Source organism: Bartonella sp. AP58NXGY, from assembly GCF_042195785.1.
Lineage (GTDB): Bacteria > Pseudomonadota > Alphaproteobacteria > Rhizobiales > Rhizobiaceae > Bartonella.
Genome location: NZ_JBHIOY010000005.1, coordinates 1 through 19,868, shown reverse-complemented (window position 1 = coordinate 19,868; position 19,868 = coordinate 1). Strand labels below are relative to the sequence as shown.

14 protein-coding genes and 3 pseudogenes are annotated in these 19,868 nt (G+C 37.3%); 4 read left to right on the top strand and 13 right to left on the bottom strand.

The features are described 5' to 3' along the window. The first annotated feature begins 647 nt into the window (after nt 1-647). Nucleotides 648-1,052, top strand: a complete 405-nt coding sequence (locus ACFINC_RS04745; RefSeq protein ID WP_375616320.1) for a flagellar protein FlgN — start codon at nt 648-650, stop codon at nt 1,050-1,052. 177 nt (nt 1,053-1,229) lie between these two features. Next, nucleotides 1,230-1,415, top strand: a complete 186-nt coding sequence (locus ACFINC_RS04740; RefSeq protein ID WP_375616319.1) for a hypothetical protein — start codon at nt 1,230-1,232, stop codon at nt 1,413-1,415. Between the two features lie 589 nt (nt 1,416-2,004). Here the strand turns inward: ACFINC_RS04740 and ACFINC_RS04735 are convergent. The 7 genes and pseudogenes from ACFINC_RS04735 to ACFINC_RS04705 all read right to left on the bottom strand — a co-directional run bounded on the left by ACFINC_RS04735 (nt 2,005) and on the right by ACFINC_RS04705 (nt 15,163). Then, nucleotides 2,005-2,400 carry a helix-turn-helix domain-containing protein gene (locus tag ACFINC_RS04735; protein WP_375616397.1) on the bottom strand — a complete coding sequence of 132 codons (396 nt, stop codon included), beginning with the start codon at nt 2,398-2,400 and terminating at the stop codon, nt 2,005-2,007. A 690-nt stretch (nt 2,401-3,090) separates the two neighbouring features. Next, nucleotides 3,091-3,523, bottom strand: a pseudogene (locus ACFINC_RS04730) (Arm DNA-binding domain-containing protein); the annotation flags it as partial. Between the two features lie 267 nt (nt 3,524-3,790). Continuing rightward, nucleotides 3,791-6,931 carry an autotransporter outer membrane beta-barrel domain-containing protein gene (locus ACFINC_RS04725; RefSeq protein ID WP_375616318.1) on the bottom strand — a complete coding sequence of 1,047 codons (3,141 nt, stop codon included), beginning with the start codon at nt 6,929-6,931 and terminating at the stop codon, nt 3,791-3,793. 136 nt (nt 6,932-7,067) lie between these two features. Beyond that, entirely contained in the window at nt 7,068-9,014 is a 1,947-nt protein-coding gene (locus ACFINC_RS04720; protein ID WP_375616317.1) for an autotransporter outer membrane beta-barrel domain-containing protein, read from the bottom strand. 145 nt (nt 9,015-9,159) lie between these two features. Next, nucleotides 9,160-11,583, bottom strand: coding sequence for an autotransporter outer membrane beta-barrel domain-containing protein (locus tag ACFINC_RS04715; protein ID WP_375616316.1), 2,424 nt, complete (start codon nt 11,581-11,583; stop codon nt 9,160-9,162). Between the two features lie 523 nt (nt 11,584-12,106). After that, nucleotides 12,107-14,560 (bottom strand): autotransporter outer membrane beta-barrel domain-containing protein, encoded by a 2,454-nt coding sequence (locus ACFINC_RS04710; protein WP_375616315.1) that lies wholly within the window; start codon nt 14,558-14,560, stop codon nt 12,107-12,109. Nucleotides 14,561-14,986: 426 nt separating this feature from the next. After that, nucleotides 14,987-15,163 (bottom strand): hypothetical protein, encoded by a 177-nt coding sequence (locus ACFINC_RS04705; protein ID WP_375616314.1) that lies wholly within the window; start codon nt 15,161-15,163, stop codon nt 14,987-14,989. Between the two features lie 272 nt (nt 15,164-15,435). Here ACFINC_RS04705 and ACFINC_RS04700 point away from each other — a divergent pair. Together ACFINC_RS04700 and ACFINC_RS04695 are read left to right on the top strand one after the other, a co-directional pair. Next, nucleotides 15,436-15,797, top strand: a pseudogene (locus ACFINC_RS04700) (DUF488 family protein). A 118-nt stretch (nt 15,798-15,915) separates the two neighbouring features. Continuing rightward, a pseudogene (locus tag ACFINC_RS04695) lies at nt 15,916-16,118 on the top strand (helix-turn-helix transcriptional regulator). Between the two features lie 199 nt (nt 16,119-16,317). Here the strand turns inward: ACFINC_RS04695 and ACFINC_RS04690 are convergent. The 6 genes from ACFINC_RS04690 to ACFINC_RS04665 all read right to left on the bottom strand — a co-directional run. Continuing rightward, on the bottom strand, nt 16,318-17,361 hold the full coding sequence (locus ACFINC_RS04690; RefSeq protein WP_375616313.1) for a tyrosine-type recombinase/integrase: 1,044 nt from the start codon (nt 17,359-17,361) through the stop codon (nt 16,318-16,320). An 8-nt stretch (nt 17,362-17,369) separates the two neighbouring features. Next, nucleotides 17,370-17,588 (bottom strand): hypothetical protein, encoded by a 219-nt coding sequence (locus tag ACFINC_RS04685; protein ID WP_375616312.1) that lies wholly within the window; start codon nt 17,586-17,588, stop codon nt 17,370-17,372. A 120-nt stretch (nt 17,589-17,708) separates the two neighbouring features. Continuing rightward, nucleotides 17,709-18,332: a lambda exonuclease family protein gene (locus ACFINC_RS04680; protein ID WP_375616396.1), complete on the bottom strand. Its 624-nt coding sequence runs from the start codon at nt 18,330-18,332 to the stop codon at nt 17,709-17,711. A gap of 1 nt (nt 18,333) precedes the next feature. Continuing rightward, nucleotides 18,334-19,149 carry a phage recombination protein Bet gene (gene bet, locus ACFINC_RS04675; protein ID WP_375616311.1) on the bottom strand — a complete coding sequence of 272 codons (816 nt, stop codon included), beginning with the start codon at nt 19,147-19,149 and terminating at the stop codon, nt 18,334-18,336. Between the two features lie 74 nt (nt 19,150-19,223). Then, nucleotides 19,224-19,682 carry a hypothetical protein gene (locus ACFINC_RS04670; protein ID WP_375616310.1) on the bottom strand — a complete coding sequence of 153 codons (459 nt, stop codon included), beginning with the start codon at nt 19,680-19,682 and terminating at the stop codon, nt 19,224-19,226. Between the two features lie 12 nt (nt 19,683-19,694). Then, nucleotides 19,695-19,868: phage antirepressor KilAC domain-containing protein (locus ACFINC_RS04665; protein WP_375616395.1), on the bottom strand; the 174-nt coding region annotated here is incomplete at its 5' end.

The window sequence follows — 19,868 nt, the reverse complement described above, 5'->3', positions numbered from 1 at the left end:
TGGCGGATCTGTTTAAAAGAGCATTCTTTTTGTGTTTGGTGCAAGAGACTGCATGTATGCAGAAAGAGCATGGTGGGGAGATGTGTCTTTTTGAATAGGTGCACTAATCTTGTAGGGTGCCATCTTATGGGGTGCCAGAGGGTATGCAGGTTTAGGTGCAGAGGAAGCTATAAGGTTATGGAGGGTAAAAAGCTGCTATCGGTAAAATGCTGAAATTTTTAATGGGCTTAAGTTTTTATATGCGGCAAGGTTTTGTTGGCAGATAGTTTTTATAGCCAAGGAGATAGGCAGAGTATTGTTGTTTTCTGTTGAAGGCTTGGGGGTGGTAAAATAGGCAAAGCGAAATAGAGAGAGCAAATAAAGAGATAGAGCAGATGTGGAAATTTCGGTATTGCTGCGTGGAAGTTTAAGTTTAGAGCATTTTAGTGAATAAGTATAGCAGCAATAATGGTTTTGGAGCAAAGAAGAAATATTTCGGAAAATGCGTTGAAAGTTGAAGTGTATACGCTTTTGAGGATTTGTTGTGCGGTTGTCTGAGGAATGTTCGCACCACAGGCTCAATGGAGTGTATCAGTATTGAAGAGAAGCTGTTTAATCTCCCTCATTTAAAAGTAAGATTGAACAATAGTGTTGAAGGGGAAATAAAAATGTCTGTAGTGCAATATGGTGATGATAGTTTTTCAGCAAAAGCAAAAGTTCTTGATAATAATCTTATTGATCGTGATTGGGCGATGACAAAATTTGTTGCTGCTGTTAAAGGGTTAGCACAAGTGGTTGATTATGAAAGCAATATGCTAGAGAGCAGTGGTGTTCCAGATTACGAAGAAATCAATTTATGTAAAATACGTGGTTTGCGTGATCTTAATAAATCTATGAGTGATGTGAAACGCTATATGAATCAAGATATTGAGAATGAGGTTGAAAGTTTGCTGTCTGATTTACAAGAAAAATTACAGCGTAATAGTAAATTGCTTCAAACGCATTTAGATGCAGTCAATGATCTTTCGCGAGCCATGCAAATATCTGGACGTGTAAAAGAAACAGAGGAATAATCCAAAATTGATCAATATCGGCTGTTCTAAGTGGTGACAATGATGAAATAGAGCACTGGTTTGAATAAAGAGTGTGTTTGTTGAGTGTCCATGTTTTAAACGCGTTGAGGTATTTAAATTATTATTGTTTTGTTGTGCCAAAAAGAATGTCTTGAAAATAACCTCCTTTGAGGTGTGATGATATCAACTGCACGCTATGGGAAGCCAAGTGAAAGCCGTTTAAGAGAAGGTGGATTGTTTACAGAGCGTTGTTTACAGATTGAGCTGATAGGGACTTCATTTTTTAGTTCGGGGAGGAAGTCAAGAGAATATTTAGGACATCCCATGATGTCTTATGAAATAGCTTCCTTTGATATGTGGTAATGTCAGGTTTTACACATTAAGTCTTTTTAGAGTATGCCATGAGAATATTACCTATAAACCTCATAGAGCACTGTTCTTTAAGGTGTGGTGTATGAAGCATTGAGTTGCTGGAATCTGCGTAAAAGTTGAAAAAAGTATTATTTATCATTATAAATCAATTGATTATCTATTACATAAATCACAAATTGAGTGTATTTAGGAGACACATTTATATTAGTGGTCGTAAGCCGGAACCATCACACTATTTTCAGCTTCCAATATTGCGACAGCCCTTGGCACTTGAGACGGTTCATAAGAGGCATTTTTAGTCCTTTCTTATACATTTTTATCCATACGCCAACCCCACTTATGACGTGCAAGAAAGTGATTTTAATTAATTCAACATGGAATAGATTTGAAATGAGAGAATCTTACGTTATTCGGGGTTCTAATTCAATATGAATAACGCTAAATTATCTATATAAATTAGTATGTTGTTGCAGTTGTAACCCGCTAGAGGAGAAGATAGATTGTTTATAGATCTGAAGAGGAGGTTAAAGAAAAACAAGAGCACTATTGGCTTATGATGAATAGATATTCTCATAAATACTTATGAACAGAAAATATAGTACTTGAGATCATTTAAAACATTTTCATTTTGATCAGAAATAAATTTTAAAATGGCTTTTTGTTTGACCGATGTAAGAATTCTAAAACTTTTTAAAAGCAAAAACTCCTCTCTGTTCGCTGTGATTTTTTCATGATGGTACGGTGTATTTTCTTTTTTGATGATATCAGTGTAAAAAAAGACAAGTGGAACATTCAAAATATCGGAAATTTCTTTTAAACGTCCTGCGTTCACACAATTTAAGCCTTTTTTCTGGATTTGTTGGAAAGTGATACCTAAACGGTGTCCTAATATTTTTTGAGACATTCCCAACATTTTTCGCCTAAAGCGAATCTTTTTACCTACAAAAAGATCAATATTAAGATTATTGGCTTGTATTTTCCCCCACCGGTTGCGAGCGCCCTCGCATGAGTATTCCGGGAGTTAAAAGTACTGAACCTAAATCAGCATTTTGCTTTTAGTGCTGAAAAGCACCTAGACATAGAAAAATCTCCCAGAATTCCGAGATACCTGCAAAGCAGGGTAAATTCATGTTTGGGTTTCAGGCTTTTAATTCCTATTGGTCGTTGTGTATGCGACCAAGACATTTTTTAACTCATAGAGTAATTTTAGGAGATTGGTAATAAAAATAGTTTTTTTTGGAACGGATAGATTTTTTTAATGAGAGACTGTTTAACTTTTAAATTTTTAAGACTCACTCACTAAACTTATGTTTTCAGATTTGCTTTTTACAAAGGAAAAAACTTACTTGTTAAACTTAAGGCATCCTTACGGTACTGTTCTTAATCCATAACCAAAATGACTTGTTTTATCGTTTTGATGCAGTGGAGATATCATAATGATAGAGGGAGAACTTTCATGAGGGAACACGCCTCATTCAAAACAGAATAGATTTTGTTACCAATTCACGTGCTTGCTTTAAAGAAATCTTTCTCAATACTAGGTCTTATTTTACAATGGTGTTTTGTGAAATAGGTAAAGGCGCTTCGTGAAGTGTATAAAGCCTTTATGAGTGGTAAAAAGCTGCTATTTTTATGTCTATGAAAGTGTATTACGTATCTCTGTTTATGTAATCTCTAAAACCGGCAGACAACCTAATTTAGGGAGAATATGAAGGCGTAAAGGTGTAAAACAGATTTCCTCTTTGCCATCATTTTTTAATTTAGCTTTACGACTTTCACAAGTATCCAAGGCAATATCTTTTAAATAATGGAGATTACTTATTGCCTCATGTTTTTGTTTTTCACGTGTCTTAATGGGATCACGATCTTCGCGAAGAATAGAGCTCCACCCCAGTTGCACATTCACGGGCTTGTTTTAAAGAAACATCTCTCAAAGAGCACCCAAGCCCATTTCACGACGGCGCTCATGAAGGGTATAACGATAGATTCATTGAGCCCCTCCATCTTTACGCTTATGAAGAAGCAAGCACCATCACACACTTTGCCAGCTCCCAATGTTGCGACAGATCTTGACACTTAAGACGGTTCATAAGAGGCATTTTTACGCCTTTCTTAAATAGTTTTTATCTATACACCAACGCTTCTGCTTGTGATGTGCAAGCGAATGGTTTTTGTTGTTAAAACATGAAACAGGTTAGAAGTGAGAAAATGCTATGGTATTCGGTTTTTTATTCAATATGCAAAAAAGCATAATAAGTTAATATCTTTTTTGATGTGATAATGATTTTTGAGAATTTAAAAAATATGAGTTTCAATAAAAAAGCAGCACTTTATGCTGCTTTTTTATTTAAGTTTGCTTTCTGCTTTTAGAAACGATAACGTATCCCGCCAGACAAATTGGTGCCAGATACACCGGCTTTTTGCAGTTTCTGCCGATAGCTGATATCGGCGTTTAGTACAATATTTTGAGAAAGATATGCATTCACCCCCATGCCTCCCTCAACTGAAGAGCCGGTAGGATCAACATGAAAGGTATCAGCAATTTTTATTGTTTTACCATCGCCAAAAGTTCTGATAACATTCATTTTACCATAGAAGGAAACAGCTTTGTTTTCTTCAACAGCCATTATCGTTTTTGTTAAACGTCCACCAAAACGGATCAACCATTGATGTGGATTGCCCATGTCTACTTTTAAGCCATTGGTATCTGAGAAAATATCAAACATGAGATTTTGATAAATGAATTGAGCTTGTGGTTCAAAGACCAGCCCTTTTGTATCGGTTGCTAATTTCTGACCAATGGTTGCAGATATATTAAGCATCTCGGTACCATCCAATTTTGCGGCATTCCCAACAAGAGCTGTGGTAATATTTCCTTTTAAGGTTCCGTAAGAAAGAAGAGCGTTGACATATATACCATTGCTATGCTGGATGCCGCTATAAGCGGTAAGTGACCATTTATCAAGCGTTGTCTTTTCAGAATCTTGCATTTCTTTTGGCGTAAAGGAAAGCTTTCCGTACGTTCCTAAAAGACCAAAATGTGTGCTTATGTCTTTACTTTCTAAGGCGGCTAATATGATCCCCAATTGTAAAGCTCCATAGTTTACATCAGCATCATAACCATAGCGCAGTGGACCACGGTTGGAAGATAAAGAGACTTTCTCGCTGTAGGAAGAGAAAAAGAGATTATTCTTTTTATTATCTTCTGCTCCAAATACTGTTGTCCGCATAGCATCTAACAACGTGTTTTGATTGTTTACATCAGCAAATCCAGCAGAAAATAAAGTATTAGGCAGGGTTAAATAGTTTGCCACCTGTGGTAAAAGCGCTCGAACTTTTTTATCGTTATCAATATAGGCATTCTGTAAGCGGAAATCCCAGAAATTACTATTGTTTCCCAAAAGACTTTGGCTCTCATGAGACGTTCCAGGTTTATAGCCTTTGAGTACATATTTATAAGGTTGTCCACCTATTGTCATATAGTTTCCTGCTAATGTGAAGGAATTTTCATTTGCTTGTCCGGAAACTTGAATGATTGAAATTCCATGGGTTCCTAAAGGGAGTAACGCCATGTGTTCTCCCCAAACAGCAGCGCTATCGGTTATTTTTTTATCTGTTTCTTGCAGATTAATGTGAACAACAGTATTCCCTGAGACATCACCATTAATCACAAGGCGATCAGTTTGTTGCTCAGTGATAGGAGAATGTTTATCCCATTGCGTGTTGACATAAATCTCTGCAATACCTGTTGCACTATAAACTGCTGCTGTGTGAGCTGTTTCATCTTCTTGCGAAAGATTAGGCCCTATAAACAAAGTTTGGTAATGTCCCTCCATGGGCTTCTCAAACATAATGGCGCTGTTTGTAAGGCGCAATACAGAAAGGTTAGAATATGATTTTTCATCAAGACCAAACTGTCCATAGTCATCTAAAGCAGTATCATCATTTGAAACATTATCATTATTTACGGCATTTTTATTTGGCTTTAAGAGCCATTTTGTCCCCTCTTTTAGATCAAAAATTGTTCTATTATTTTGAGAAGTTCTTACTCGACCTTCTAAAGAAGAGTGATCCGCAACCAGTGTAAGGGTGTTTGTGGATCCGCTTTCGTTTTGTATATTTTTTAATAAAACATCAGCATGAATTTTTGAATTTTTAAGGCTAACTTCACCGTTTGTGTTTGCTCCATAAAGGTTGATACCAACTCCATGGTCAACGAAAAGCTTCGTATTCTCTAGATTTATTTTACTCGCAATATTTTGTTCTTGAACGGTGTTGGCATTTTTTTCAGCATTGCGTGTATATCGTTTCCTAGGAGCACGATATGGATTATTGCGAAAAACAATACCACTCGCTTCATGATTTCCTGTGACATGGATGTTTGAATCTTTAAGATTGATTGTCCCCTCTATGTTGACCAAACCAGTTGTTTCTGCTGTTGCAGTAATACCAGAGGCATCAATTTCTCCACCATCTGATACACTCAGTGCAACAAAACCCGCATCAACGGTTCCCCCGTTCATTTGAATTTTTGAATTACTTCCCTCTGCATGGATAGCAATCACCCTGTCTTGAATTTTTTTGTTATACAAAGTTACAGTTTTACCGTTTTTAGCCTCAACTCCAGCGCTTATATCCTCAATTTTTGCCGGATTTTTAGGCTGTTTTATGGGGGATATTGGTTGTGTAAGCTCTGATTTTTCAGATATTTTTTGTGCAGATGCAGATTGTGTGGGCACTTGTTTTACAGATTCTGATGCACCCTGTGATGTTGATTTTCCAGCTTCTGTTCTGACAGATATTGCTGAGAACTCTGATGTATTAGGCGTCGGTGATTGTTCTGCTGTTGGTCTTGTAGATTCTGATTTTTGAGGTTCAGAGTTTTTAGATACTTTTTGTGTATCCGCTTCTGGTCTTAAAAGTATTTGCTGTCTGGGTTCTGATCCTTGAGGCTCTGGTGATTGCTCTTTTGTTGGTTTTGTAAGTCCCGAATTTGTGGGGTCAGAGTTTGCAGGTGTTGGTTGTAAATTGGGTGCAGATTGTGTTGCTTCTGATTGTGAAGAGACAGCAGAATTTGGAGGCGTCTTTTCGCTGGACGAGTCTGTAGAAGAGGTGGGGGCTCCTGAACGTCTTCGAGACTTTACTTCCATTTTTGTTGGGGGAGTGTTAATTTTTTCAGAAGAGTCTGTAGAGGGAGTAGGCTTTGTAGGGTGTTCAGATGGTTGGGGGTGTGTTAAAGAATGTGTCGTTTCTCCATATGAAGAGCGCGTATATCTCCTTAATTTTTCTCCAAGTTGCATGTGAGGAGCGACAATTCTTGTAGGAGTAGACTTTGTAGGTTCATCTCCGGTAAGATGAGGGGGGATGATCGTTCTTGTGGAGTCAGATGTTGTTGGGGGAGAAGAGAGATCTATCGTTGGAGTCATAGCATGAATAGCATAAGACAAACTGGTGGAAGAACAAAACAGAACTCCGGAAACTGTGTATAGTAAGAAGCTTTTTTTCATATGGATGTATTCCTAAAATATTTCCCCCCTCTCTCATAAAAAGTAAAACTTTGACCTCATTATGTCTCTTTTGTAAGAGACAAAACGAAACATAATAAGATCTCTTCATATTTCAAGATAAGAAATACAAGTATTTTTAAAAGTGATAGCGCATTCCGCAGGAAATACTTATTCCAGATATGCCAACTTTTTTGAATTTATGTTGATAGCTGAGATCACTATGAAGCTGAATATTTTGTGATAAGTGTGCGTGAATACCAACACCACCTTCAATTAAAGATCCCATAGCAGCAAGCGGAAAGCTTTTACTAAAAGTTTTGGTCATATTCAGTTTGCTGTAGAAGGAAACGGCATGACCTTTGTTTTGCGTTAAACGTCCGCCAATACGAAGCAACCATTGATCAGGTTTTCTGATATTTATTTTAGAGTTATCTTCATCTGAGAAAGAGCCAAGCAGGAGACGTTGATAAACAAGTTGTACTTGCGGTTCTAGGATGACACCTTCAAAACTGGTTGATAGTTTTTGACCAACAGTTGCAGCAGCCCCTAATGTTTTTCTATTATTTACTCTTAGGGTATGCTTGATGTTACCTGCGGTAATATTGTCTTTGAACATTCCATAAGAGAGAAAGGCACTTGCATAGATGCCATTGTCATGCTGAATATTTCCATATGCGGTAAGGGACCATTTATCAAGCACATTCTTAAGAGAGCTTTCTTTGTTTTTAGGAGCAAAAGACAATTTCCCATATGTTCCGAAAAAACCAAAATTGGTGCTGATATTTTGATCTTCTAGCGCTATTAATGTTGCACCTGCTTGCAAGGCAGCATAGCGGATATCTGCTTGAACGCCATCTTGTTTTGTTGGAACTTTAGAAGAAAACGCACTCTTATTGCCATAAGTAGATAAGAAAATTCCTCTCTCTTGATGGTCTTTGGGTTCAAACATTGTTATTTGCATATTGTCTAACAAGATATTTTGATTGTTAACATCAGCAACCCCAACAGCAAACATCGCAATAGGCATGGTTAAAGAACTTTCTACTTGTGGTGTAAGAGTTGTTCTTTTTTCTGTTCCATCAAGAGAAGTAGACGTTGCTTTATCCGCTGTAAGTTTAGAGGTGCTCTGTGTATCAGCGGTAGCGGTGCTATCATCCTTTGAGAGTAATTTCGCATGAGCTTCTGAGGGGGTGTCAAGAGTCGTTTTCGATACTGAGGGAGTGGTGTTCGTTTTAGGATCAAGATGAGACTGCGAATTCTCATTTATTGTAGGCCGTGTAATTCCATGCTTTGTTCTTGTGGATGAAGTGTCCTTTGGAGGAGGGGATGTTTTTTCTTTTCTCTCCACGTTGGTTATTCCATCCGCGTTCAAAGTCTCTAATACTGCTTTGCGTAAAGCATCAGAAAGTTCTTTGTTTTGTCCTTGTAACGCACTATCTACTTGTGCTGCTTTATGTAATATTTCTGCTTTATTTTGCAGTTTGTGCCAATCACGATTGTCTTGGCTTATCCATTGTTGGTGTGCAGCATTAACACGCCGTTGATTATCAGCTTCAAGGATTTTTGCTGCTTGCATGGCATCGGAAACTGCTTTGTTGTAGCCACGTAATAAATTCTCTGCCTTTATCAACCGGCTTTGTCGTAAGTGATCAAGCTGTGCATTGGCTTGCATCATGATTTGCGTATCTTTATGGCGTTTGTTTGCCATGGCCTGGGCGCGTATATTATCCATTTCACGCGCCAACACTTTCGTATGCGCACCAGATCCGTAACCACCAGCACCTGCAAAAGTACTGTTAATCCTATCTCTCACATCATCCATCGAGTTTTGAAGTGCTTGATTGAAGTGCGAATTATCTTCCATCGTGGCGCCAGAGGCGATCTTCTCAAGATTTTTTTCTGCTTGTGTTGGTGTGTTTATTAAATCAATGGCATGGCGATATTGTTGAGGTAATTTAATAATTTCCTCAAGGGCATAGCGTTCCTCAGGGCTTAGGCTAAAGGCGGTGCTGGGAGACGTGAAGGTAAAAGAAGAAAAAAACAAAGCACAAGCAGCTGTACATAACAAAAGATTTCTACGCATAGAAATATTCCTTAAGATACTTTATCTTTTTTGATAAAAAATAAACACTCTTTGATACATTACGTTTTTTTGTAATGTCCCAAATATAGGCAGCACTGCTTACATTTCAGTGCTGCTTATTTGTCAAAAGAGAAAGCTAAGATTTCTAAAAGCGATAACGCATTCCACCGGAAAAATTAATTCCAGAGATTCCAGCTTTTTGGAGTTTATGTTGGTAATTAACGTCAGCATGAAGTGCGAAATTTTGGGAAAGTTGCGCGTTAACACCAAGCCCCCCTTCAAGAGAAGAGCCCATAGAATCGAGATGGAAAGGATCAACAATATCAATTGTATTTTTCTCACCAAAAGCTTTAATGACGTTCAATTTACCATAAAAAGAAAGAACACGATCGTTTTCAGAGGGAAGCATTATTTTCGCTAAACGCCCTCCAATACGAACCAACCATTGATGGGGGGTCTTTATACTGACCTGGAAACCATCGACATCTGAAAGTGTTCCAAATGCAATATGTTGATAAATAAGTTGCGCTTGTGGTTCAAAGGCCAACCCTTCGACGCTGGTCGCTAGTTTTTGTCCAACGGTCGCTGATATATTTAATATATCCGTATTTTTTAACTCCGTGGTGTTTCCGATAAGGGCTGTCGTAATATGCCCGTTTAAGATGCCGTAAGAGAAAAGTGTGTTAACATAGAGACCATTGTCATGGTGGAGATTACCATAGACCGTCAAAGAGCGCTTATCCAGAGTGCTTTTGTCAGAGTCTTCCATATCTTTTGGCGTAAAAGCTAGCTTTCCATAGGTACCTAAAAGACCAAAATTCGCGGTAATGTTTTGATTTTCTAGCGCTGCTAACGTCATGCCTGCTTGTAAAGCAGCATAGCGAACATCCGCACCATAACCATAGTTCAATGGACTACGGCTGGAAGATAACGTCAACTTGCTGCCATAAGTTGATAAGAAGATCCCTTTCTTTTTATGACCTTCTAATCCAAAAACTGTTGAGTGCATATTATCTAACAGTGTATTTTGATTGCTTACATCAGCTAATCCAGTGGAGAATAGTGCGTTAGGCATGACTAAATAGCTTGCCATTTGCGGAACAAGAGCTTTGATTTTTCCTTCATCATCAAGGGTTGCATTTTGCAAGCGGAAATCCCAGAAATTTTCATTTTCTTCTAAGAGGGCTTGACCATTATTTTCTTTTCTAAGGGATGATGCATCGGTATTTTGTGCATCTTGCTCTTTTGATTCTTGTGATGTTTCGCTTAAATAACTTTGTGCACTATCGGCTTTCCCACGGCTGGAGGTTGGTCCATAACCATTGAGTGTATATTTATAAGGTAAGCCCCCCATTGTGGTATAGCCATGAGCAAGTTTGAAGGAATCTTCATTTGCTTGCCCAGATACTTGAATGAGTGAGAGCCCACGCATATTCAAAGGAATTGGACTTTCTGATTCTTCATTGGATGATTCTGCATGTTTTGAAAGATTATTGAAATAGATCTTTGTGGTACCTGAGACATCACCACGAACGAGAACACGGTCAGTTTTTTGTTGTTCTTTTATAAGACCATTACTCCATTTGGTATTAAAGTAAATCCTTGCGTCGCCTGTTGCATTATAAACTGTTGCTGCATCGGAGCTTCTATTTTGCTCTGCTTTTTGTGGATGTCTTCCCACATTTAAGGTTTGATAATGGTTTTCTACTAAATCATGCGGTGTATTAAATATGATAGAGCTGTCATTAAGGTTTAGAATTGAAACAACAGATTGTGCTCGTTGTTTAATGTCAATGAGTTTGTACGAATGAGATGAGCTGTATTCGTCTTCTACTTCAAATGGACTAATTTTTAAGTGCCACTTGCTGCCATTGTTCAGAGTAAAAATCGTCGTATTTTCAGTAAAGGTTTTTACTTTTCCTTCCATAATTGAATCATCAGCGGTTAATACGAGAGTCTTCGGCTTAGTATCCTCCGGTACGCTTTTATTCTTCAACAACATATCAGAACGAATTTCTGATTTGTTAAGAAAAACCTCAGCAACAGATTTTGAGGAGGACGGTCCCGCAATACCAATACCATCTGACATCAAAAGTTTTGTGTTGGTAAGAATCGCCTTATTGACGACCTGTTCTCCCTCTTTTACGTAAGAATCCGAGATGTAGTCAAAACGAATACCATAATTTTTATGATGTCCTGTGATGGTTATGATTGAATCTTCAACATGGATTATCCCATTGGCAATTTCTAAACCATGCGTTCCTGCTTTTCCCACAATTTCTTTAGCATGAATGCGTCCACCTGTGGCTGCAGAAAGCAAAACACTATTGGAGCGTATTGTTGAGTTTTTAATGATAATAAAGGCTTTGTCATCAGCGACGACTGCATTATAGTTACTACGGACAAAAACATTTTTTAAGACCTTTTCTTCTCCTGCCTTATCCGCACGAACCACGCTCATTATAGAAGGTTGTGTATTTGCATAAGTTGAACCGAAATGAGAAAAAATGAAAGTTCCAGCAATTGTACATAACAAAAGATTTTTCTTATAAATAAATTTCTTACACATAGATATGCCTTTAGTATTGGTATGCTTTGATGCTTACTTCATTCCCCTGATGGCGCAAGTACTTTAACGGTTTTTATATCATAATGTTTTTTATGTAAAGAACAAAACGAAATATTATGTGGTGTTCTCTATAGTTTGAAGATTTGCTTTGGGAACACTTTTGATCTGCTAATGTAGATCAGTGAAAAACATTCCCAAAAAACATAGATTTAGTAAATCCATGTTCAAACAATGCTATGAATTCACCTTCAGCGAATAGAGCTTATTATCATGAGAGTTTTTTAGAATTAAGATGAAAGATATATTATTACGCTTGTGAAAAATTTTGAGTAGATTTTTTCTGTATAAAGAATAAGTAATTCGTTACGCTGTCTAAATATAACTAAAAAAGTCAAAATATTTCTTTTTTGGGTAAATACTTAACAATTTTTCAACCGATGGCACTTTTTATGATTTACAAAACTAGGCAGCGCTGTTTCTATTTCAGCGCTGCTTATATTTTAAAAATAACGATCAGAAATTTTTAAAAGTGGTAGCGTATTCCACCAGAAACATTTATTCCAGATATACCCGCTTTTTGAAGTTTCTGTTGATAATTAACATCAGCATGAAAGGCAATATTTTGTGATAATTGTGCATTCACACCAAGTCCACCTTCAATGGCAGATCCCATAGAATCAAAGTGGAACGTATCCCCAATCTGTATGGTGGCATTGTTAGAAAAAGCCTTAACAATATTCAATTTACCATAGAAAGAGAAAATACCACCTCCCTCAGTAGGAAGCGTTGTTTGCGTTAAGCGTCCACCAACACGCACCAACCATTGATGAGGATTGCCCATATTCACATCAAAACCATCAACATCTGAGAGTATGCCAAGCATAAGACTTTGATAAACAACTTGGGCTTGTGGTTCAAAGGCCAATCCTTTCGTACTGGTTTCAAATTTTTGTCCAATGGTTGCTGATACGCTAAATGTATCAGCGTCAGTTAATTCTGCCGTCTTGCCTATAAGAGCTGTAGTGACATTTCCCTTGAGAATTCCATAAGAGAAGAGCGCATTGACGTAGAAGCCATTATTATGGTGGAAGCGACTATATGCAGAAAGAGACCATTTATTGAGTGTACTTTTATCAGCACCTTCCATATTTTTTGGAGTGAAGGACAATCTCCCATATGTACCCAAAAGACCCAAATTTACGGCGATGTTTTGTTCTTCTAGTGCTGCTAATGTAACGCCTGCTTGTAAAGCAGCATAGTGAACATCAGCACCATAACCATATTGCAATGGAGTGCGGCTAGAGGATAATGTCATCTTATTGCCATAAGAAGATAAGAAAAGCCCTTTATTTTTATGAATTTTTGTTTCCGATGCTGTTGTTCGCATATCGTCTAATAATGCATTTTGATTGCTTACATCAGAAAGTCCTGTGGAAAATACAGCGTTGGGCAACACCAAATAGCTTGCCACTTGAGGAACAAGGGCTCTAATCTTTCCGTCATTATCAAGTGTAGCACTTTGCAAGCGGAAATCCCAGAAATCTTCATTTTGCGCATTTTTTTTATCTTTTGAAACCCCTTCAAGAGCATTCTCGTTTATAACGTAGCTTGTGTGGTCTTTAAGGGTGTTTTCTTCTGATTCCTGAGATACACTTCCCAAGAGGCTTTGTGTGCTCTCTGCTTTTCCACGACTTGAGGTTGGCCCATAAACGTTGAGTACATATTGATAAGGCAATCCCGCCATTGTGACATAGCCATTTGCCAGTTTGAAGGATGATTCACTTGCTTCTCCAGATACTTGAATGAGTGAAAGTCCCCGTGCATTTAAGGGAAGGGAATCCTCAGTCTCTGATTTTCCATTGTTTGAAAGATGATTAAAATAAATTGTTGTGGTTCCAGAGATATTTCCATGAACAAGAAGGCGGTCAGTTTTTTGTTGTTCTGTTTCTAAACCATCACTCCACTCGGTATTGAAATACAATCTTGCATCACCCGTTGCATAATAGGCTGTTTCTACAGTAGGGACCATATTGTCTCGTGATTCATAAACCTCAGCAGTTTTCCCTACACTCAAGATCTGATATTGCCCCTTTCCCAAAGCAGATGTTACATTAGCAGACGGTGCGTTAAATATAATAGAGCTATTATTAAGATTTAGTACTGAAACAGTAGAAAGTGCTCGTTGTTTAAGGTCACTGAGATCGAAACTAAAAGTATTAAAATCAGTATCTGAGTCCTCTTGACTGACTTTTAAGTACCATTTGCTGTTGTTGATCAGGGAAAGAGTCGTTGTATTTATTTTTAAGGTTCTTGCTCTTCCTTCTAGAATCGAATTATTCGCGGTTAATGTAAGAGAGACAGGAAGAGTATCGTCATCATAATATTTACGTCTGGTTTTATTTCTCAATAAAACATCAGCCCGAATTTCCGAATCTTTAAGGGAAATTTCAGCAACAGATTTTGAACCATAAGGACCCCGAATACCGACACCATCTTTCACAAGAAGTTTGCTCTTGGTAAGATTAATCCTATTGACAACATTTTCACCTTCTTTTACGTCACTTTTTGGGGTTTCATAAAGAACGATACCGCCCCCTCCAGCTCTTTGAACGGTTATGATTGAATCTTCAATATTGATTATACCGTTTTTAGTTTCTAAACCTTTGTATATTGAATTCGCATCAATTCTTTTCGCGTGAATTTGCCCACCTTTTGATACGGAAAAAGCAACTGACTCTGTGTGTATTGTTGAGTTTGTAATTGTGGCAATCGCTTTTTCAGTCGTAGAAACCCCAGTTTTCTTATTGCGGATAAAAACATTATTAAGAGTCTTTTCCTCTCCTTTACCCAGCTCAAACTCATTAATAATTTCAGGAGGTTGTGTATTTGCATAAGTTGAACCGAAATGAGAAAAAATGAAAGTTCCAGCAATTGTACATAACAAAAAATTTTTCTTATAAATATATTTCTTACACATAGATATGCCTTTAGTATTTGGTATGCTTTGATGCTTACTTCACTCCCCTGATGGCGCAAGTACTCAACCAGCTTTTATATCATTATGTTTTTATTGTAAACAACAAAACAAATTATATTGTGGTGTTTTCTATAATTTGGATTTTTATTTCAGAAAAGCTTTTTTCGATGATTATGAAAAGCAGTAAAAAATGGACTGCATAAAATCTAGTTTGGTAAGTTTATACTAAAAACACTATGAAGCATGATCTGCGAAAGAAGCACGATATTTAAAAATTGTCTATTAAGGATAATCTTTATAAAAGCTTTATAGCGTTGTGATGGGAGATATTGTTTTATGCATTCACCAAAATTTCAGCAGACTTTCTTTAATATGGAAGAAGAAATGAAGGGCGATGTTCACAGGCTTTCTTTAAAGAGATATGTTTTAAGACACCAAAGACCATTTCGCGATGGTGTCCATGAATGCTATAATGGTAAAGCCCTTAAGCCCCATTATCTTAACGCTTAAATAAAAGAGCAAATCGGCATCAACACACACTTTACCGGTTCCCAATGTTGCCAGACAGCCCCCTTGGCACTTGAGGTGGTTCATTATAGGCATTTTTAGGTTTTTCTTATACAGTTTTACCCCCACGCCAGCCCCGCTTATGACATGTAAGCAAGTGAACTTAATTGATTCAATCTGAGAGGGTTTAGAATAAGAAAATCTTACGTTATTCGGGGCTCCAATTCAATATGAATAACGCTAGATTATCATTATAAATCAATATCTTGTATCAAGCATACTATCCTACCGCTTACTAAAGATGAAAAATTTTGTTTTTTACCATTGGTTATGAGGGAAAATCACTCGAGAATTATCTTAATTTTCTTATGGAAAATAATATTAAGACTTTATGTGATGTTCGTAAAAATCTTATAAGTAGAAAACGTGGATTTTCAAAAAGACAATTAGAGAAGGCTGTAAGAAATATTGATATTGAATATATTCATATGCCTGAACTTGGAATTGCTTCTGAAAAACGACGAAATTTAAAAAAAATCAAGATTATAAACGTCTTTTTGAAAACTATCAAAATACAACACTTAAGAACAATTCTCATGCAATAGGAAAATTATACAAACTTTTTTTGAATAAAAGACGTGTTGCAATTACTTGCTTTGAAACTGATGTGTGTATGTGTCACAGAGAAAATCACCTTAGCTCTCACGGAGTTAGAAGATTGGAAATATGAAATTAAACACATTTAAAAAATAAACCCACAAACTTTTAAAATATGGAGATGCGTCCTTTAGTCTTCAGCATCCCCGCCCATTTAAGTAACATGAAAAAGAGAAAGGTAATAAAATGATATGATATTTGATGATGCCGATAGATATGTCACAACACGTGAATGTGCCCAGCTTTTTAGCGTATAGACAACAATGGTTCTCAATTGGGTTCTTCAAGAGGAGTTTCCTCAACCCTATAAGCTAGGAAGAGCAGTAAGGTAGAGGAAAAAAGAGTTTTAGCATCCACTCCAAAGAAAAATAAGGAGCAAATAAGAACAAATTAGGTAAAATTGTATAAACTGTAGAAGGTGGTCTAAAGGGTGGACTAAAAATTCCTGTTTAAATAATAAATATATATATTTCAATATATTAAGATAAAAAGTGGTGCCCAAAAGAGTTTCAATAATTTTAAATAAAATAAATGAGTTATTGCGATATGGGGGAAATTTATCATTATTGATTCCATTAATGTTTTTTATAGCACTATCCCTCATTTTTTTGGAGCTTTTTTATCGCTTCTATAGCTAGCCTTTTGCGATCTGCGCTTTTTGTATAAAGAGATGCCATGTTGTCGTCGGTCCATCCAAAAATTGCCTTGAGTTGTGATACTGTTGCACCTGAATTAGCGGCGCGTGTTGCTGCTAATTTTCTTAAGCCATGTGCTGATTTTTTTATGCCTGCTACGTTACAAGCCTCACGAAAAAGGTTGCCAAAACTTTCTTTAACGAGCTTATTTCCATTTTTCCCGCAAATAAATGTTTCATTTCCAATAGGACCAATTTTAAGGGTTTCTGCTAATTCAGGCAAAATGGGTAGAAAAACATCTGTTTGGAATTTGCTTTTTTCTGTTTTGAGATGAATGATATTATCTTTGACATCGTTCCAACCAATGCGGACCGCATCACCACGACGCAAACCCGTGTAAAGAAGAACATCAATCCAGACGCGTTCATGTGAACCATGTGACCAATGGTGATAATATTTTTCAACATCTTCTTCTGTCCAAACAGCAAATCCATCTTTGTTGTTGAGAGGAGGTCTTTTTATTCCTATTGTTGGATTATTTTCCAAAAGACCTTGGTCAATTGCCCAATTAAAAAGCCCATTAAGGGCTTTCACAAAATTTTGAGCAGCTGATGGTTTTTCTTTACGTCGTTCAACACCGGCTATAATATGCTTTTTTTCAATTGCTTGGTATGGAATGTTCCCTATGGAGTCGCATACCTTCATAAGGATGAGTTCTCTTTGTCTTTTCGTAGCTTTAGCGAGGCTATGCCAATGAACGCTGTTAAAATATTGTTTAAGCAGCCATGCAAATGAACCTTCAATCAGTTTGCCGATTTTCGGTTTTGGAGGGATTATGCCTTGTAATTCGGCAAGTGCGCTTTTGTAGTTGTCAACAAACTCTTGCGTTCCATAAGTTCCGCGTATTCTAATACGTTTTCCATGACCAATACGTACATACCATACGATTTTGCCATGTTGGGTAATTTGTTTAACGAGATGAGGAGGGCGTGGTTTTGGCATGATCAATTTTACATCTTAGAGAGTGCGATTTCGTAATATTCATTCTTTGACAAATCTAAAAGTGTGTCTGGGTGTGCTGTTGAGTTTGGTATTGGAATATCTGCTTTCAGATAGATAAGCAGTTCACCGGTAGGTTTGATTTCTATGAGTTCGCATTTTTGCTTTTTCGCTTCTCTTAAAGCCCGTGCAATGTCTGCTTGCGTTATGATAGCTTTACGAGGCGCCATATCTTTTCTCCTACATTGAGACGCAATTTACCCATTTCGTGAATCACGCATGACTTAAAAGTTGTTATGAAAGGGTGGGGGTGCTCGTAGATATGCGGGGAACAAAACACCCCCATAAGGTTAAGCAGCTTTTGTTGAGAGTTGTTTTATCTCTCGTTCTATCTCTGCTAAAAAGGCTTGGACAGCTTGATTGATCTGTTCAATTTGTTGATCATCACGGTAGACGCGTTTGACTTTCATACGCAAATGAGATGAATCCCCCGTAAAACGTGGGTCATAGCTTACGAAATCACACCATTGACGTTCCGTACACGCCATTTGGAATTGCATTTGTGCAAGATATTCTGGTTTAATTTCATCATCTATACAAAAGCGTAAATGGTTGATTGATTGTGGACATTTGATTTCGATTAAACCGTTTTCACCAATCAGACCGTCAGGGCTAGCACCAGCCATTTTGATTGTGGGGTGTTGGATAAAGCCGCATTGAGAGATCTCTGTATCATAAATGAATGCATATTCTTTGAGTGCATCTTCTTCATGTTCAATGCCCCATTGCATAGCAGGCGTTGGAAAAGATTGGCTTACTTCACCAGTTAAACGTTCTGTTATGAGTTTGATTTTGTAGTCTTCATATTTGCTGGTAGGCAAGCCTTTAGCTGTCTTACTGAGTACGCTGTAGACATTAGATGCAGTGACTTTACCCAAGCGCGCTTGAAACCATTCTGCTGTCCTTTGTTCCATTTCACACCGCCGTTTCTTGTTGAGTTGGCGCATATTCGATATCTTGGACGTGAATATATTCGGCATCTTGTATAGGCGCGTCTGTTTGATTTTGTTGTGGGAGAGATTGTTCTGCTTGAACCTTTTGTCTATCGATCAAAATATTCAATACCGTTTGAGCTTTTTCATCAGACATATCGGCGAGATTGTTGACTTTAGCATAATTGAGTACTTTTTCTTCTTCTGTTTGAGTGATGTTTATTAATTGTTTGATTTGCATAAGCGTATCATGAGAAACAAGTTGTCCTTGTGTGGTGTTATTAATACGCGCCGCTTCATCTTCTTCATAGATACCGGAAAAACCGAAAGCATAACGGGCACATTGTATAGTTGCTTTATGACGTAACATACGGGCTGGATATTTATTCCACATGTCTGTTGCTTGCTTACATTCCGATAAATATTCGGTGACCTCGATAGGGTCTTTAATGCCTTTGAGACGAATAGCACATTTAATGGCAATGAGATTACCGTCTTTATCGAGTTGATCTTGAAAGGTCATTCCATCAAATTGAGGGTTAGATTTAATGATCTTAATCCACCCGTCAACGGAGACAATAGGGATAATACCGCCGCCTTTTTTAGGAGCGGCATAGATTTCTTTTGTAAGAGGATTAAGCCCATAAGTATTGGCAACAGAAATAAAAACAGCAAATTCTTCATCAGAGAACGTGTCACTATATTTAGAGCTGATACAAGTTTTAATGATTGTCTTTCGAAACTTTTCATCAGAAAATCCATATTTATTTGCCATAATGGTTAGGGGAGAATAGGTCATGTTTTTTTCCTTTATTTGCGTACAGTTTTCCCGTGGCGTGAATCACGCTGGTGTTTAAAAGTTGGTTTGTGTTGCTAGAAAGGAATGTCGTCTTTTGTTGAAGAGTCGCCGTTCTGGGCGGTCATAGTTTGTTTACAATCTTCTGAATTATCATAAATTTTTACATTGCCATAAATTCTTGAATCGGCATCAATAATCACATTTCCATAAATTTGTGTGTGTCCAAAAATATGTCCATCATATATTTTGACGTTATTATAAATTTTTGCATTGCCAAAAATCTCGGCACAATCACCAATTTGTGCTTTATCATAAACCTTAGCACTATCGTAAATCTTAGCAAAACAATACGCCTTGGCATCATTATAAATCCAGCAATCGTCTTTTTGACTTAAATTGTCTTCATACTCTACAAAGCCGCCAAGGTCGCCTGCTTTAACATCACCAAAATCTTTTAATGCACGAATGCGGTAAAGCGTAAGGTATCCATCAAACTGGATTGTTTCATCAGTTAATTCGTATTTCTTTTCCATAATGATAGCCTCTTAATGCATGCTTTGTCTTTTAAGCTCTTGAGACAGCACCCCCATGCCTTTTGTTGTGATTTTTGCTGAAGGAATGACTTTTTCAGTTCCATTTTCGGTTTGAATAGTGAGGGTTGAGCAATCCATTAGTCCTTTTTGTATTTTGTCTTGATAAGGCAATAAGTGAGCCCCGAA

Bases quoted from the DNA above. Each gene is read 5' to 3' on its own strand.
- ACFINC_RS04745 (WP_375616320.1), top strand. From the start codon at position 648: ATGTCTGTAGTGCAATATGGTGATGATAGTTTTTCAGCAAAAGCAAAA.
- ACFINC_RS04740 (WP_375616319.1), top strand. From the start codon at position 1,230: ATGATATCAACTGCACGCTATGGGAAGCCAAGTGAAAGCCGTTTAAGA.
- ACFINC_RS04725 (WP_375616318.1), bottom strand. From the start codon at position 6,931: ATGAAAAAAAGCTTCTTACTATACACAGTTTCCGGAGTTCTGTTTTGT.
- ACFINC_RS04720 (WP_375616317.1), bottom strand. From the start codon at position 9,014: ATGCGTAGAAATCTTTTGTTATGTACAGCTGCTTGTGCTTTGTTTTTT.
- ACFINC_RS04715 (WP_375616316.1), bottom strand. From the start codon at position 11,583: ATGTGTAAGAAATTTATTTATAAGAAAAATCTTTTGTTATGTACAATT.
- ACFINC_RS04710 (WP_375616315.1), bottom strand. From the start codon at position 14,560: ATGTGTAAGAAATATATTTATAAGAAAAATTTTTTGTTATGTACAATT.
- ACFINC_RS04705 (WP_375616314.1), bottom strand. From the start codon at position 15,163: ATGCCTATAATGAACCACCTCAAGTGCCAAGGGGGCTGTCTGGCAACA.
- ACFINC_RS04690 (WP_375616313.1), bottom strand. From the start codon at position 17,361: ATGCCAAAACCACGCCCTCCTCATCTCGTTAAACAAATTACCCAACAT.
- ACFINC_RS04685 (WP_375616312.1), bottom strand. From the start codon at position 17,588: ATGGCGCCTCGTAAAGCTATCATAACGCAAGCAGACATTGCACGGGCT.
- ACFINC_RS04680 (WP_375616396.1), bottom strand. From the start codon at position 18,332: ATGGAACAAAGGACAGCAGAATGGTTTCAAGCGCGCTTGGGTAAAGTC.
- bet (WP_375616311.1), bottom strand. From the start codon at position 19,149: ATGACCTATTCTCCCCTAACCATTATGGCAAATAAATATGGATTTTCT.
- ACFINC_RS04670 (WP_375616310.1), bottom strand. From the start codon at position 19,682: ATGGAAAAGAAATACGAATTAACTGATGAAACAATCCAGTTTGATGGA.